Raw genomic sequence first — 15,217 nt, 5'->3', positions numbered from 1 at the left:
GGGACTCGCGTCGATTCGGGCATTTAACCCAGGCTACGAACCCAGCAAGCGACTAATCACGCCTCGCGCCGATGGGACAGCATGCGCAGGCGCGTTACAATATGGCTCTAATTCAGCAGCACCCAAGGAGCAAACCATGAGTACATCCAACACACCTTACGATCTCGTTGTCATCGGCGGTGGTTCCGGCGGCGTTGCCAGCGCCCGTCGCGCGGCCAGCTACGGCGCAAAGGTGGCGTTGATCGAATCAAGCCGCTTGGGTGGTACCTGTGTTATCCGTGGTTGCGTACCCAAAAAACTCATGATGTACGCCGCACAATTTGGCCAAACCTTGCGTGAAGGTTTGCAGCCTGGCTGGCAAGTTGCACAGGCGGAATTTTCAATGGCCCAGTGGCAAGAAGCCAAGGGCAAGGAAATTGATCGCCTGGAAGGCATTTACGCTCGCATGCTTGAAAACAGCGGTGTTGAAACCATTCGCGGTCATGGTGTTATCAAGTCAGCAACCGAAGTGCAAGTAGGCGATCGTGTTTTGTCTACACAGCGCATTTTGATCGCCAGTGGCGCGGCACCCAACCTCAGCGCATTCGAAGGTTTGGAGCTTGCTGCAACATCCAATGAATTACTCGATCTTTCCGTGCTGCCCAAAAAAGTTGGCGTAATTGGTGCTGGTTACATTGCGCTGGAATTTGCCTGTATTTTGCGCGGCTTGGGTTCAGAAGTGTCGGTGTTCTATCGCGGCGACCTTCCTTTGCGCGGCTTTGATGAAGGCGTTCGTAGCCGCCTCGTTGCCGCTTTGAAATTGCAAGGCATTCAACTGTTTCCTGAAACTGACTTCAAGTCGCTTCACCAACAAGGCAATGCATTTGAATTGAAAGCAGCGGCTGGTTCGCACAACTTTGATTTCGTGCTGAACGCGACTGGCCGCAGCCCGAACACGCAAGGTTTGGGTTTGGAAAACATCGGTTTGCGCACTGGCGCAATTGGTGAAATCGAAGTCAACAAGTACAGCCAAACCGGCATCAAGGGCGTGTATGCGGTGGGCGACGTCACCAACCGCGTGAACCTGACGCCGGTTGCAATCGCCGAAGGCCGTGCCCTGGCCGAAAATGAATTCAATGGCAAAAACCTGACTGTTGACCACACCAGTGTGCCCACGGCCACCTTCACATCGCCGCCAATCGGCAGTGTGGGTTTGACCGAAGAACAAGCCGCCAAGCTGGCGCCCACCCGCGTGTATGAAACCGAATTCACGCCGATGAAAACAAAGTTCTCGGGCGGTGAACAAAAAACCTACATGAAGTTGTTGGTCGATGACGCCACCGACCGTGTGGTGGGTATTCACATGTTGGGCGACGACTCGCCTGAAATGATTCAGTTGTTGGGTGTGCTGTACACCATGGGTGCAACCAAAGCAGACTTTGACAAAACCATTGCTGTTCATCCCAGCTCAGCTGAAGAGTGGGTGTTGCTGCGCGAGTTGATCCGAAAGGTCGGCTAAGGCAGATCGCAAGGCTGGCCACAAGGTAAAAGAGAAAAGGGCCAATCGCGCCCTTTCTTCTCAAATACTATCCCTCGTTCATCACAAGGGGTGATGGCACTTAGGTTAGACCAATCGCCAACTTCAAATTCCGTTGCTAGAGTCCCGATGACTTGATTATCCGGGCCTTGGCGCAACGTGTCTTTTACTTTTCTTCCACCACCTGTTGTTGCCACAGCGCAGCCTGAAAATTCAGTGCTTCCGGCTTGGGCTTGGCCCTTCGAGAACGGCAGCTGTGGCCCCGATCTTGAATACGACAATGCCTACCTTGAGCTGCAGCAAGCCGCACTTGGCAAACCAGAATCACAGTTTGAAGCAGCCACACCCCCCGACTGGAATGCAGTCGAGGTTGGCGCACTGGCTTTGCTTGAACGAAGCCGCGACCTTCGATTGGTTGCGTTGTGGACGGAATCCCAACTCAACTTAAAGGGGTTGTCGCACCTGTCCGAAGGATTGAATGCATTTGCGGCTTTGCTGGAAAAGGCGTGGCCCACAGTGAACCCGCCCTTGGACGACAACGATCCCTATGCCCGTTTGAACGTGATCGATAGCCTTGGCTATGGTGGCTCCTTTTTTCAGTCTTTACGCAATTGCGTGGTGGTGCGTAGCCCGCGCCTTGGCGAAATTCGATTGAAAGATTTTGAAGCGCTGACCGGCAATTCACCGGGTACGGAATTACCAGTTGTGCGCGATCAGGTCGAGCAGTTTTTCCGTTCCCCGGAAGGGCTGGCCTTGGGCCTGTACGGGCTGGTTGAGTCCTGTTTACAGGGTTTCGCACGCATTCAGTCTGCATTGGCTGCACATGTAGAAGCCGATCGTTTACCCCAGCTTCCCGAAGTGAAATCGTTGTTTTCTTATCTGCGTTCGTGCATGCCAGCACCAACAATGGAACAAAACCCTGTGCTTGCGCCACCAACCACTTTGTATGAATCGAATTTGACAACTGAACAGTGGGCAGCAGGGAAGTCCGTGGCTTTCAATGCCGTGCAGGGAATTCAGTCGCGTGCGCAGGCCCTGGCCGCGATAGACCAAGTGTGCAGCTATCTGGAGCATGCCGAACCCACCAACCCAGCACAGCTTTTGCTAAAACGTGCCCGCCGTTTGATTGACAAAAATTTCATGCAATTGATGAAAGACCTTGCACCTGAAGCCTTGGCCGAGGTTGCAAAAATCATGGGAGTCAATCCCGATTCTCTTGAGCAGGAAGATGCCTAAAGTCGCCCTGCGTTCACCCACTCTAACTTGCGAGATTGATCAATGAGCGGACAAAAATTTGTAGGGCGCAACCGTGCACCGCGTGTGCAGATCGAGTACGACGTCGAGGTATACGGTTCTCAGAAAAAGGTGCAACTTCCCTTTGTCATGGGCGTGATGTCTGATCTGTCCGGTAAATCGGAAGTGCCATTGTTGCCCGTTGCTGAACGCGATTTCCTTGAAGTGGATGTGGACAATTTCGATGCCCGCATGAAAAGCATCAAGCCCCGCGTGGCATTCCATTCACCCAATCACCTGACCAGCGAAGGCAATGTGGCTGTCGACATTACGTTTGAATCCATGGACGACTTCAGCCCCGCTGCCATTGCGCGCAAGGTAGAGCCGCTGCGCAAGCTTTTGGAAGCGCGCCAGCAACTGGCCAATTTGCTGACGTACATGGACGGCAAAAACGGTGCCGAAGCGTTGTTGGCCAAATTATTGGCCGACCCAGCCCTGCTTAAAAGCCTGTCGGCCACAGAAAAGCCCGCCGAATCAACTCCTTCTCAAGGTGAGTAAACATGTCTGAACAACAACTCAACCGCACACTGGATGTGATCGAACTTGAAGGCAGCGAGCTGTCTTCATTGCTGCAAAAAGAATTCAAACCGAAAACCGACGAAGCAAAATCTGAAGTTGAATCGGCCGTGCTCACACTGGCGCAACAGGCGCTGGAAGGCGTAGAGCTGATTGGCGATGATGTAGTGGATTCCATTGAGCGAATGATCGCTTCAATCGATCAAAAGCTTTCTGTGCAAATCAACGAGATTATTCACCATGACGATTTCCAGCAAATTGAAAGTGTATGGCGTGGCTTGAATTACCTGGTCAACAACACCGAAACAGATGAGTTCCTGAAAATCCGTTTTATGAATGTGTCCAAGGCTGAACTGGCCAAAACACTGAAGCGTTACAAGGGTGTAGCCTGGGATCAAAGCCCTGTGTTCAAGAAAATTTATGAACATGAGTACGGCCAATTTGGTGGTGAACCCTATGGTTGCCTGATCGGTGATTACTACTTTGACCATTCTCCCCCCGATGTAGAAATGTTGGGCGAACTGGCCAAAATCAGTGCCTCAGCGCACGCACCATTTTTGTCAGCGGCCTCGCCTTCCACGCTGCAAATGGATTCCTGGCAAGAACTGGCGAACCCACGCGACCTCGGAAAAATTTTCTCTACTCCTGACTACGCTGCATGGCGCAGTCTTCGCGACACCGACGATTCCAAATACCTGGGCTTGACCATGCCCCGCTTTTTGGCGCGTCAACCCTACGGTGCCAAGACCAACCCAGTGGAAGAATTCGCGTTTGAAGAAGACACCGGTTTGGCCGACCATGGCCGCTACACATGGGCGAATTCCGCCTACGCCATGGCGGTGAACATCAACCGTTCTTTCAAGGAATACGGCTGGTGCTCGCGAATTCGCGGCATTGAATCAGGCGGCGCGGTTCCCAACCTGCCCACGCACACCTTCCCGACCGATGACGGTGGTGTGGACATGAAATGCCCCACTGAAATTGCAATTTCAGATCGCCGAGAAGCCGAACTCAGCAAAAGCGGTTTCCTGCCTTTGATTCACAAGAAGAACAGTGATTTGGCAGCATTTATTGGTGCGCAGTCTTTGCACAAGCCAGCCGAGTACGAAGACGCCGACGCCACAGCCAACGCCAAATTGGCTGCCCGTTTGCCTTACCTTTTTGCAACTTGCCGTTTTGCCCATTACCTGAAATGCATCGTGCGCGACAAAGTGGGTTCGTTCAAAGAACGTGCCGACATGCAGCGCTGGCTGCAAGACTGGATCATGCAGTACGTCGATGGAGACCCTGCCAACTCTTCCGAAGCCGTGAAGGCGTCACGCCCACTGGCCGCCGCTGAAGTGGTTGTTGAAGAAATTGAAGGCAACCCTGGCATGTACGCATCGCGTTTCTATTTGCGCCCTCATTACCAGCTTGAGGGTCTTACCGTGTCTTTGCGTTTGGTTAGTAAATTGCCATCCGCCAAAGCGTCTTAAAACTTGAATTATTAACCAACTAATTGCAGAGGGAATCAAATGTCAGTAGACATGTTTTTGAAAATCAAGGGTGTAGATGGCGAATCAGTGGACAGCGTTCACGCCAAGGAAATTGATGTGGCAGCCTGGAGCTGGGGCATGTCCCAATCCGGCACAACCCACGTGGGTCGTGGCGGTGGCGCTGGCAAGGTTAGCGTACAAGACATCAGCGTGACCAAGTTCATTGACAAGGCCACACCCAATCTGATCAAGGCCTGCTGCAATGGCAAGCACTTCGACGAAGCCACTTTGACAGTGCGCAAAGCCGGCGAAAAGCCTTTGGAATATGTTGTGTTGACCATGAAAGACGTGATCATCTCCAACGTAAGCCAGGGTGGTTCTGGCGGTGAAGATCGTTTGACAGAAACAGTGACATTGAACTTTGCTGAATTCAGCTACGTTTACGTGCCACAGAAGAAAGACGGTGGACCAGACGGCAAGGTTGAAGCAACCTTCAACATCGCAACCAACTCCGAGAAGTAATCGGACAGCCAGGAAACACAATGTCGAAAGTCGATATGTTCCTGGCCCTGGATGGTTCCCGTCAGGGGGCCATCCAAGGGGAAAGCCAGGTCAGCGGTCATGTGGGTGAAATTGAAATTCAAGGATGGTCCTGGGGCATGTCTCAGCAGGTTCATTCCTCGTCTCAAATTGCATCGAAAGCGTCTGTACGCACGCTGACAATCCAAAAATCAATAGACAGTTCAAGCACCGCCATCATGAGTGCATTGAAGTCGGCTGAAATTCTCAGCAAGGCTGTAATTACTTGCCGCGACCCCGGGGGTTTGGCCACCATTGATTACCTGCGTATTACCTTGCGCAAGGCACGAATTTGCGATTACGAAATTTCAGGTGGAAGTGACGACGGTCGCCAGGTGGGTGAGTCGTTTTCAATCGCCTTCAAGGAAATTGAAGTGGTGTACACGCCCAAGTCGGCAGCCAACTTAAAGGCAGGTGCTTGCACTTACATCGACGTGTATGAGTAAGGGTATGACTAAGTCACGCGACGCGTTGCAGCCCGCTTTGCTGGATCGTTTGAAAGACGATGAGCCTGCGCGTCAAACTGAAACCGCAAACAGTCGATTCATTTCCAAAGAAGCGCTGCGCCAAATGGTGCTTCGCGACTTGGAGCAACTGCTGAATTCCACGCGCATTCTTGACAGCAAACACCTGGAGCAACAGCCCGCCCTAGGCGGTTCCGTGTTGGCCTATGGCATGCCGCCGATCGCTGGAAAAATTGCGTCCATGATCGATGTGCAGGATTTTGAACGCACAGTGGCCGATCTTATTCGCCGTTTCGAGCCGCGCATTGATGGCAAATCCCTGAAAGTGCAGGCTGAAACACAGCAGGGCTTGATGCATTTGCACAATGTGATCGGCTTGCGAATTTCTGGTTTGTTGTGGGCCCAGCCCTTCCCCATCGAGCTGATGCTGCGCACTGAAGTTGATCTTGAAACTGGCAGGGTGCTGTTAATGCCCTTGTCTGGTTTCTAAAAGCACGCACCCTACACCATGGACCCGCGGCTGCTTCAGTTTTACACGCAAGAATTGGCGCACGTGCGCGACACAGGGGCCGAGTTTGCTACGCGGTTTCCAAAAATTGCATCGCGTTTGGGCATGGACGCCACTGAAGTTCACGACCCTTACGTAGAGCGCCTGCTGGAAGGCTTTGCCTTTCTAACAGCGCGGGTACAACTGCGCCTGCACGAGGAATTTCCGCGCTTTACCGAACAATTGCTGAACCGGATCAGCCCCAATTTTCTTGCACCTGTGCCCGCCATGGGCGTGGTGCAGTTCAACACCAACAACACCGACCAGGCTTTGAAAAAGGGCCTGCATGTGAAGGCGGGCACTGTGCTGCAAAGCCAGGTGGCCAAGGGCATTCAAACGCCCTGCAAGTTCACTGTAGGGCATGCACTCACATTGTGGCCGCTGGAAATTCAAGGCATTGAACATGGTTTGTTCAAGGGCGCTTCTGGTCGAAGCAATATTCGATCAGCGCTGCATTTAAATGTGCGCAACACGGCTCAATCCCCTTTGTCCGCATTGCAGGTTGATGTACTGGATTTTCATGTCAGTTGCGCAGACGAATACGCCTACAGTTTGTTCGAACGAATTTGTTATCAAACCGTGCGGGTGGGCATTCGGGCGCAAGGCCAAACGGAATGGCAGTTTTTGGCGGCTGGCGCAATTCAGCCCACGGGTCTGGAAGACGAGCATGCCTTGCTGCCAGCCGATTCCCGGCAATTCAGCGGTACCCGGTTGCTCCAGGAATTTTTCGCTTTTCCTCAACGCTTTCTGTTTTTTCAAATTCAGGGTTTACAGCATTACTTGGCGAATTACGCTTCGCAGGCATTTGAGTTGGCGCTGTGTTTTAACAACGCCAACCCGGAATTGGACCGTGTGGTGGGCATTGATTCACTGGCCTTGAACTGCACGCCGGTGGTTAACTTGTTTGAGCACAGTTGCGACCGTGTGGTGCTGGATGAACGCCAACATGAATCGCATGTACAACCCAACCGCAGCAAGCCGCTGGACTTTGAAGTACACAGCATAATTTCCGTGCAAGGCCATGGGCCCAAGGGTGTAAGTGAATTGCCCGCCCTGTATTCGAATGGGGGCGATTGCAGCCCTGATTTGCCTCAATTTACAAGCAGGCGCGTGCCTACGTTGTCTTCTGACAAGCAAGTGCGTGAAGGGGGCAGGTCGTCGTACACAGGCAGCGAGGTGTATTTGGGGCTGACCCGCCCCACCGGTGAATTGATTGCGAACCACGATGTTCAGCAACTTGCCGTGCGCGCCTTGTGCACGAACCGCGATTTGCCACTGCTGATGCCCGTGGGCCAGGGTCCCACTGACTTGATGTGGCCGGGCAATTTGCCTTTGCAGTCCATTCGGTTTCTGCGCGGCCCAAGCCGCCCCAAGACGCCGGTGCACAATGGCCAAGCCTGTTGGCAGTTGATTGAACATTTGTCGTTGAATTACTTGGGCTTGATTGACGACGGCCATGAAGCGCAAGGTCAAGGCCCTGCCGCATTCACACAGCTGCTCAGTTTGCATGCTGACCCAGCGCAATCGGCACACCAGCAATTGGTGCGGGCCATTCAAGGCATTCACTCCAAAGCAATGGTGTCCAGAATTTTCCGACAGGGCAGGCCTGCGGTGGTGCGGGGTATTCAGGTCAGCGTTGTTGTGGATGAGCTGGCCATGCAGGGCATGGGAACGGCGGTATTGGGCAGCGTGTTGGCGCGTTACCTGGCTGCGCATGTGTCGGTAAATTCCTTTGTGCAAACGCGGGTGCTTGCCCAGCACACAGACATGGCAATCGATTTCCCGGCCATGTCCGGCAATCGGCCGTTGTTGTAAGCGGAGCACATCCATGAACAAGCCGATCAGCAAACCCACAAACAAAGCGATTACGCCTGCGCCTAACTTTTTTGCCTTGCTGCGCCAAGTCGAAAATGCAAATCCTGAAAGGCCGTTGCTGGGTACGTCGTTGCGATTGCGCGATGACCCGGTTCGGCTTGGGCAGCACCCCCACCTTGATTTTGCAACACAAGACTTTCAGCGTGAAGAAGCCATTCAAGCGGGACGTGCGGGTGCTATTCGAAAACTGTATGTTCAAAACTTTGGTTTATTGGGCCCCAACGGGGCCTTGCCGTTGCATTATACCGAGCATGCTTACGACAGAATTCACCATTGGAACGACACTACATTTTCCGAGTTTCTGGATATTTTTCACCACCGTGCGTACCTGCTGTTTTACCGCGCATGGGCGGAATCGCAACCACACATTGCTTACCACCGCAAAGCGCACAACCCGTTTTCAAATCGGCTTAACAGCTTGGTGGGACATGGCGCGCAAACCAGCTGGGGGCGTGAAGCGCTGCCCACCCATTTTCGTGCAGGGCTTGCCGGGCATTTCAGCCGGCGCACCAAAACGCAGGAAGGTTTGGCCAGTGTGTTGTCGGCCTGTACTGGGCAGCCAGTGGAGGTAAAACCTTTTCAGGCGCAGTGGCTGGTGCTCAATCAACCCACCCTTAGCCCACTGAGGCTTGATCAACCCAAGGGCGGGTCGAGCGGCTTTGGTGCTAATGGAATGGGTGCTTTGGGGCAGGGTGCCATGTTGGGTAGCAGGGTGTGGTGCGCGCAAAGCAAAATTACTTTGGTAATTGGGCCAATGCCTTATTCGGCTTACCAAAACTTGTTGCCAAAAAGCGCTGGCCGCACGCGCCTGGTTCAAGCCACCCACGCTTACCTTGGGCTGGAATTTGATTGCGACTATGAACTGCAAATTCGCACCGATCAAATTCCTCAAGCCCGGTTAAATGGCACCGCCGGTTTGGGCAGAACAGCTTGGGTGGGTTCCATGGCTCGCCTTCAAAAAATCAACAAACCTGCAGTGGTGCGCATGAAGTGCCCAGCAGTTCCTGAATCTTCTTCTTTATCCCGGAGTTTTGCATGAGCAACATCAGCCGTGTGTCGCTGTTTGCCACCTTGAATCCAATCGCTTTCAAATCTGTTGAAGGGGCCACGGTGTTGTGCAAATTGCGTGGCAACCCGTATGTGGAATTGGTGCATTGGGTGTCGACCATTCTTCAGCAAGACGACAGCGATTGGCATTACATTCTTCGCCATTTCGATATAGACGCAAGTGCAGTGCTGGCTGATGTTCAACGCAGCTTGGAGCGTTTGCCCAGTGGCGCGCAGGGCATTTCTGATTTGTCGGAATCAATTACCAATGCCGTAGAACGTGCGTGGGTGTATGCCTCATTGATGTACGGGGCCGGGAAAGTGCGCACCGGGCATGTGCTTCTGGCACTTTTGAAAACCGATTTTCTGTTGCAAGAACTGTTGCGCATTTCACCACGTTTTAAATCCATTCGCGAAGCGGCGTTGGGTGAGAATTTTTCCAGCATCCTAGAAAAGTCTCCCGAGCAGTTGTTGCACTCCACTGACTTACCGCTTGGTGCAGTACCCGGCGAAGCGAGCGGTGCCATGCATGCAGCGCAAATGGGCGGTGAAGAAGCACTGAAACGTTACACCGTTGATTTAACCGAAAAAGCACGCAAGGGCCAGATCGACCCGGTGACCGGTCGTGAACTGGAAGTGCGGCAAATTGTGGATATTCTGTTGCGCCGCCGGCAAAACAACCCCTTGATTACCGGTGAAGCGGGTGTTGGAAAAACCGCTGTAGTGGAAGGTTTTGCGTTGCAGGTGGTGGCAGGCGATGTGCCACCCGCCTTGAAAGACGTGCGAATTTTGACGCTAGACCTTGGCTTGCTGCAAGCCGGTGCATCCATGAAAGGTGAGTTTGAACAACGCTTGCGGCAGGTGATCGACGAAATTCAAGCCAGCGAGCAAAGCACGATTTTATTCATTGATGAAGTGCACACCTTGGTCGGTGCGGGCGGCGCACAAGGCACGGGCGATGCCGCCAATTTGTTAAAGCCAGCTTTGGCACGTGGCACCTTGCGCACCATTGGCGCAACCACATGGGCCGAATACAAAAAGTACATTGAAAAAGACCCTGCGCTAACCCGCCGTTTTCAGGTGGTGCAGGTGGACGAGCCTTCTGAGTCGAAGGGCATCGATATGCTGCGTGGTTTGGCCGCCGCCATGCAAGCCCACCACCGGGTGTGGTTGCTTGATGAAGCAGTGCAAGCTGCGGTGAAGTTGTCGCACCGTTACATTCCCGCGCGCCAGTTGCCAGACAAAGCCATCAGCCTGCTAGACACCGCTTGTGCCCGCGTGGCTGTTTCACAGCATGCCATACCGGCACCCATTGAACTGCTCCAAAAGCAGTTGCACGCTTTGCACACCGAACGCACGGCCATTGAAAAGGAAACCGCATTTGGGCGTGAACACGCAGCGCGCATGGCTGAAATTGATGAAAGTGTTCAGAAGCTTGACCTGCAATTGGCGCAATTGAATGTTCAGTGGGCTCAGGAAAAACGAATTCTGGATTCATTGCTTGAAGTAAGGCAACTGGTCGAAAAAACGCCGCTTGAAGAACAACACAATGAGCAAGCGTTGGTCAATTTGGCGCAACTGAAGGCACTGGAAACCGAGATTAAAACCTTGCAATGCGAAACACCCATGATTCACCCACAAGTGGACGCCCAGTGTGTGGCCTCTGTGGTGGCCGACTGGACAGGTATTCCCGTGGGGCGCATGGTGCGCAATGAAATTGAAAACGTGCTGAATTTGGCCGATTCATTGGGCACACGCATTATTGGGCAAGCCCATGCACTGGAAACCATTGCACGGCGAATTCAAACCAACCGGGCCGGGCTGGATGACCCCAACAAGCCCGTGGGTGTGTTCATGTTGGCGGGTACTTCCGGTGTGGGTAAAACTGAAACTGCCTTGGCGCTGGCCGAGAATTTGTACGGCGGTGAACACAATGTGATCACCATCAACATGAGCGAGTACCAGGAAGCACACACGGTTTCGTCGTTAAAAGGCGCGCCCCCCGGCTATGTGGGTTACGGCGAGGGCGGGGTGCTGACCGAAGCGGTGCGCCGTAAACCCTACAGTGTGGTGCTGCTGGATGAAGTGGAAAAAGCCCACCCCGATGTGCATGAACTGTTTTTTCAGGTATTCGACAAAGGCTGGATGGAAGACGGCGAAGGCCGAAAAATTGATTTTCGAAACACGCTGATTTTGCTGACCACCAACGTGGGCACCAGCACCCTGATGGGCCTTTGCAAGCAAGGCTTGGCCAACAATGGCTTAAGCGATAGCAAACAACTTCCGCAACCTGAGGAACTTGTGCAGGCTTTGCGGGCACCTATGTTGCAAGTGTTTCCACCTGCCCTGTTGGGGCGTTTGGAAGTGGTGCCTTACTACCCACTTTCCAGCGCCATGCTGGCTGAGATTGTGCGCTTGCAGCTTGCAAGAATTGAGCAGCGCATTGCCAAAGCCCATCGTATTTCAGTTGATATTGCACCGTCGGTGATCGACCGAATTGTTGCACGCTGTACCGAGGCCGATTCTGGCGGGCGAATGGTAGGGGCAATTTTAAGCAACACGGTATTGCCCACCATCAGCCGCAAACTCTTGCAAGCGACTTTGGAAGGCAAACCGGTGACCCAGTTGAGCATTCGCACCGATGGCCAAGAGTTCGTTTACCACTATCAATAACACCCTGCAGTGCCCAGGCCGCAGAAGTGCATTGCGTGCATCATTGGATGTATTTGTAGGCTTGGTGGGTTTGCCATTCATGGCACTGAAGTTTTCTGGTGCACAGGCAAACTCCTCTGCTACAAGCAATTCACCACCCAGCGCACAGCGTCTTGCCTTGATCATTGGCAATGGCGACTACCCCGTGCCACACGACCTGCCACCCATTCAGAAAAATGTGACGGACATGGCTGAGGTGCTCGCCTTGCGTGGGTTTGATGTAAGCCAGGCAATGAACCTGGACGAGGCAAGCCTGCAAACCACGGTGAGCGAATTTGTAAAGCGTGTGGCAGCGGCCCCGCGCGATGCGGTAACGCTGTTTTACTACGCGGGCCACGGCCTGCAAGTGGATTCGAATAATTTGCTGTTGGGTTCGGGTTCAAACCCCACGGCACCGCGCAAAGATTTGCTGGCGCGTTCACTGGTGTTGCAGCAAAAGCTGCTGGCGGCTTTGCCATCACGCCCCGAGGCCTTGAACATTACAGTGATAGATGCTTGCCGAACCGACCTTCGGAATGCCTTTGGTGACGGCGAAGGCTTGAACCAGGTTGAAGCCCCTTTGGGCAGCATGGTGTGTTTTTCAACCGGGGCTGGTCGACCTGCTGTGTCGCCCGACAATCCGAACCAAAACACGTTCTACACGGCATCATTGGTCAAGTTGCTGCGTGAATCGGCCGACCACATTACCTTCAATGACTTGTTCCGCATGGTCAAAGCCGATGTGGAGCAAACCATGTTGAACCACCCATTGAATGCCATTCGCCAGTTGGCGCAGTACCCGTTTATTGCAGACAATGCCAAAGTGCAGGTGCCTTTGACCTGGCGCGGTGTAGTCAGCGGCGATGAGCAAGCGGTGAAAATGAGCCCGGAAGAGAAAGCCGACTTGCAGCTGATTCAAAGTACAGAATGGCCAGTTGACTTGCTAAAGCGTTGCAAGGAATTTCTGGAAAAATACCCAAACAGTCCACAAGCCAGTTCAGTGGCGCTGTACCAGACAGGTGCCGCCGACGCGCTTCGCATTTTGCGCAACAAAGACGTGAAGCTGTTTAAAACAAGCTTTGTGATGCCTGTAGCGACCGAGCAAAGCATTGATTCGACAAGCGAGTTGAACCGGGCTGCGCGTGGAGACAAAGACGCCGCTGCCCGAATTGCAAGGCTTCACCGGCAACTGGAAACCGAACAAGCCATGTTGCGTTATGTGGGTTGGCTGCAATACGCCAGTGGCTTGGGCAACGGCATTGCAAGTTACGAGCTGGCCTTGTACTACCGGGAATCGGCCCAGCCCTTGTTGGCGGCACAGGCTGAAGCGCGTGCAAGGCAATTGGGTTATTCGCCACCGCGCGCTTTGGGACATGAACGCAAATAGCACGGCGTTAAGCCCGCAGCGCTGCGGGGTATTCACAGTTTTTAAACTTTCCAACTGACACGGGTTTTCAGGCTTTTTTCCGCTATTGCGTGTTCCCAAGCCCGTGCACACTGGTAGCAAGTGAAAAAGGAATTTAAAAATGATGCGTGCTGCAGTGAAATGGATGGGCTTTGGCTTGGCTTTGGGCTTGTTAACTGCCTGCAATCCAAGAACCGATTTAAGCAACGACAACTTGCTGAAAGGCGCCCGTGCAGAGACTTTCATTCTTAGCCATGGAGCGCTGTGCGCCCGGCTGCCCAGCACTGAGGCCATTGATCAATATTCGCGTGACCAGATCCCCCCCAACAGCGCAGTAGCGCGCGATGTAAAGGCCTGGGACTTGTCGGGCTTGCTGGACATTATGCAGACCCGTGACGGGCGCTGGGTCATCATGCCTTCCAGCGGTTTGAAAAAACTCGAAGGTGTGCACTTCAGACAAGGCCCACAAGGCGACAACGAGGCACTTTGCTTTGGCCGCCTGTGGGTAGAAAAAACAGTGGATTTCAATGAGAACAAACCGTTTGGCCTGGACGATGCAGTTTCCGCACGTTTCGAGGCCAGCCTGAAAGACGCGCACATGATCAACCACTTTAAAAACCTGAAGGTGGAATCGTTTGACCCCAGCGTGTTCACGCTAACCACCGGCACTGCGGTTGCCAGTACCTTGCAGCCCAGCTTCGTGATTGAAATGGCGCTTCGCCCTACCCACACTGGCTGGTACCTGGCCAAGAACGGGGCCAACTGAGCGTTGCTTCTGGCATAATTTCCCGAGCAGTACAGGCCAATCAACGCTCGGAGACACAGTGAGTCGCAGTAAAAACAAAGCCCCCGAACCCGCCAAAACACCCAATGGTAAAACTGATTTTTCAGCACCGGGTGCCAAGGTGCGCATTGACAAATGGTTGTGGGCCGCCCGGTTTTACAAAACCCGTTCGCTTGCCACTGAAGAAGTGGAAGGTGGCAAGGTGAAGTGCAACGACGAGCGAGTGAAACCTGCTTACGGCGTGCAGGTGGGCGATGTGCTGACTGTGCCTGCGGGTTGGGACGACATGGTTCTGGTGGTGAAAGGACTGGGCGACAAGCGGGGCAGCGCAACGATTGCCAAGGGCTTGTACGAAGAAACCATGGAAAGCGCAAAGAAGCGGGCCGAGCGCGCGGCGAACCGCAAACTGATGAAAGACCCTGCACTGGAAATCAAGGCGCGGCCCACCAAACGGGACCGCCGCGTGATGGACGACTTCAAATGGGGTGATGAATAAGGTAGGGTGACGAGTAAGGTACTTAAACCTTCTCAGCCAGTGATTTTTCAATCAGCGCATGCAGCGCTGTAAAGTCGGGTTCGCCCACATAGGTTTTGATGATTTCACCTTTGCGATTGATGATGTAAGTGGTGGGCGTAATTTGCACATCGTCGAATGCCTTGGCAATGTTGCCTGAAACATCCAGCGCCACATCAAAAGGCAGTTGCCGTGTTTTCGCAAAGTTCACCACGTAATCGGGGCGATCGTAGCTCATGGCCACGGCAATGGTTCGAAAACCCTGGTCTTTGAATTTGTTGTGTGTGTCCACAATGTCGGGCATTTCTTTCACACAGGTGACGCAACTGGTGGCCCAGAAGTTCACCAGCATCACTTGGCCTTGGTAATCGGCAGGCGTAATGGTTTGGCCTTCAATGGTGGTGTAGTCCACCTGTGGTGCTTTGTCGCCCCCGCAGGCAGTCAGCAAGCTGACCACTGCAAGGGATGCAAACAATGAAAGAAATTTTTTCATACTAGATTTTCAGGTCCA

General features: G+C 53.4%; 14 protein-coding genes. 13 read left to right on the top strand and 1 reads right to left on the bottom strand.

Features of this window, described 5'->3' with window-relative positions; genetic code table 11:
- The first annotated feature begins 136 nt into the window (after positions 1–136).
- From gorA to NSP04_RS01750, 13 genes are all read left to right on the top strand, one after another.
- Complete coding sequence (gene gorA / locus NSP04_RS01810; RefSeq protein WP_257510621.1) at positions 137–1,498, top strand: glutathione-disulfide reductase; 1,362 nt, start codon at positions 137–139, stop codon at positions 1,496–1,498.
- Between the two features lie 177 nt (positions 1,499–1,675).
- Complete coding sequence (locus NSP04_RS01805; protein ID WP_257510620.1) at positions 1,676–2,752, top strand: type VI secretion system protein TssA; 1,077 nt, start codon at positions 1,676–1,678, stop codon at positions 2,750–2,752.
- A gap of 42 nt (positions 2,753–2,794) precedes the next feature.
- The gene (tssB, locus tag NSP04_RS01800) at positions 2,795–3,307 is read left to right on the top strand and encodes a type VI secretion system contractile sheath small subunit (protein ID WP_257510619.1); all 513 of its coding nucleotides are present in this window, start codon (positions 2,795–2,797) and stop codon (positions 3,305–3,307) included.
- A 2-nt stretch (positions 3,308–3,309) separates the two neighbouring features.
- Entirely contained in the window at positions 3,310–4,800 is a 1,491-nt protein-coding gene (gene tssC / locus NSP04_RS01795) for a type VI secretion system contractile sheath large subunit (protein ID WP_257510618.1), read from the top strand.
- A 39-nt stretch (positions 4,801–4,839) separates the two neighbouring features.
- Entirely contained in the window at positions 4,840–5,322 is a 483-nt protein-coding gene (locus tag NSP04_RS01790) for an Hcp family type VI secretion system effector (protein ID WP_257510617.1), read from the top strand.
- Positions 5,323–5,342: 20 nt separating this feature from the next.
- A complete protein-coding gene (locus NSP04_RS01785) occupies positions 5,343–5,825 on the top strand; it encodes an Hcp family type VI secretion system effector (RefSeq protein ID WP_257510616.1) in 483 nt (160 codons plus the stop codon).
- Positions 5,826–5,829: 4 nt separating this feature from the next.
- Complete coding sequence (tssE, locus tag NSP04_RS01780; protein ID WP_257510615.1) at positions 5,830–6,333, top strand: type VI secretion system baseplate subunit TssE; 504 nt, start codon at positions 5,830–5,832, stop codon at positions 6,331–6,333.
- An 18-nt stretch (positions 6,334–6,351) separates the two neighbouring features.
- Positions 6,352–8,205 (top strand): type VI secretion system baseplate subunit TssF, encoded by a 1,854-nt coding sequence (tssF, locus tag NSP04_RS01775; RefSeq protein WP_257510614.1) that lies wholly within the window; start codon positions 6,352–6,354, stop codon positions 8,203–8,205.
- 13 nt (positions 8,206–8,218) lie between these two features.
- Entirely contained in the window at positions 8,219–9,304 is a 1,086-nt protein-coding gene (tssG, locus tag NSP04_RS01770; RefSeq protein ID WP_257510613.1) for a type VI secretion system baseplate subunit TssG, read from the top strand.
- Complete coding sequence (gene tssH, locus NSP04_RS01765) at positions 9,301–11,985, top strand: type VI secretion system ATPase TssH (RefSeq protein ID WP_257510612.1); 2,685 nt, start codon at positions 9,301–9,303, stop codon at positions 11,983–11,985. The genes tssG and tssH overlap by 4 nt, the downstream gene beginning before the upstream one ends.
- Entirely contained in the window at positions 11,954–13,390 is a 1,437-nt protein-coding gene (locus NSP04_RS01760) for a caspase family protein (protein ID WP_257510611.1), read from the top strand. The genes tssH and NSP04_RS01760 overlap by 32 nt, the downstream gene beginning before the upstream one ends.
- A gap of 139 nt (positions 13,391–13,529) precedes the next feature.
- On the top strand, positions 13,530–14,174 hold the full coding sequence (locus tag NSP04_RS01755) for a hypothetical protein (protein ID WP_257510610.1): 645 nt from the start codon (positions 13,530–13,532) through the stop codon (positions 14,172–14,174).
- A 58-nt stretch (positions 14,175–14,232) separates the two neighbouring features.
- Positions 14,233–14,688: an RNA-binding S4 domain-containing protein gene (locus NSP04_RS01750; RefSeq protein ID WP_257510609.1), complete on the top strand. Its 456-nt coding sequence runs from the start codon at positions 14,233–14,235 to the stop codon at positions 14,686–14,688.
- Positions 14,689–14,710: 22 nt separating this feature from the next.
- Here the strand turns inward: NSP04_RS01750 and NSP04_RS01745 are convergent, their stop codons facing one another.
- Positions 14,711–15,199, bottom strand: a complete 489-nt coding sequence (locus NSP04_RS01745; protein WP_257510608.1) for a TlpA disulfide reductase family protein — start codon at positions 15,197–15,199, stop codon at positions 14,711–14,713.
- Positions 15,200–15,217: the final 18 nt, after the last annotated feature.

Source organism: Limnobacter parvus, assembly GCF_024623725.1.
In the GTDB taxonomy this organism is placed as follows: Bacteria; Pseudomonadota; Gammaproteobacteria; order Burkholderiales; family Burkholderiaceae_B; genus Limnobacter; species Limnobacter parvus.
This window is presented reverse-complemented; position numbering and strand designations above follow the sequence as displayed.

What these genes read in the sequence shown, in the direction of transcription:
- tssB (WP_257510619.1), top strand. Translation starts at nt 2,795, where the DNA reads ATGAGCGGACAAAAATTTGTAGGGCGCAACCGTGCACCGCGTGTGCAG.
- NSP04_RS01785 (WP_257510616.1), top strand. Translation starts at nt 5,343, where the DNA reads ATGTCGAAAGTCGATATGTTCCTGGCCCTGGATGGTTCCCGTCAGGGG.
- gorA (WP_257510621.1), top strand. Translation starts at nt 137, where the DNA reads ATGAGTACATCCAACACACCTTACGATCTCGTTGTCATCGGCGGTGGT.
- tssH (WP_257510612.1), top strand. Translation starts at nt 9,301, where the DNA reads ATGAGCAACATCAGCCGTGTGTCGCTGTTTGCCACCTTGAATCCAATC.
- tssF (WP_257510614.1), top strand. Translation starts at nt 6,352, where the DNA reads ATGGACCCGCGGCTGCTTCAGTTTTACACGCAAGAATTGGCGCACGTG.
- tssG (WP_257510613.1), top strand. Translation starts at nt 8,219, where the DNA reads ATGAACAAGCCGATCAGCAAACCCACAAACAAAGCGATTACGCCTGCG.
- NSP04_RS01760 (WP_257510611.1), top strand. Translation starts at nt 11,954, where the DNA reads ATGGCCAAGAGTTCGTTTACCACTATCAATAACACCCTGCAGTGCCCA.
- tssC (WP_257510618.1), top strand. Translation starts at nt 3,310, where the DNA reads ATGTCTGAACAACAACTCAACCGCACACTGGATGTGATCGAACTTGAA.
- NSP04_RS01745 (WP_257510608.1), bottom strand. Translation starts at nt 15,199, where the DNA reads ATGAAAAAATTTCTTTCATTGTTTGCATCCCTTGCAGTGGTCAGCTTG.
- tssE (WP_257510615.1), top strand. Translation starts at nt 5,830, where the DNA reads ATGACTAAGTCACGCGACGCGTTGCAGCCCGCTTTGCTGGATCGTTTG.
- NSP04_RS01790 (WP_257510617.1), top strand. Translation starts at nt 4,840, where the DNA reads ATGTCAGTAGACATGTTTTTGAAAATCAAGGGTGTAGATGGCGAATCA.
- NSP04_RS01755 (WP_257510610.1), top strand. Translation starts at nt 13,530, where the DNA reads ATGATGCGTGCTGCAGTGAAATGGATGGGCTTTGGCTTGGCTTTGGGC.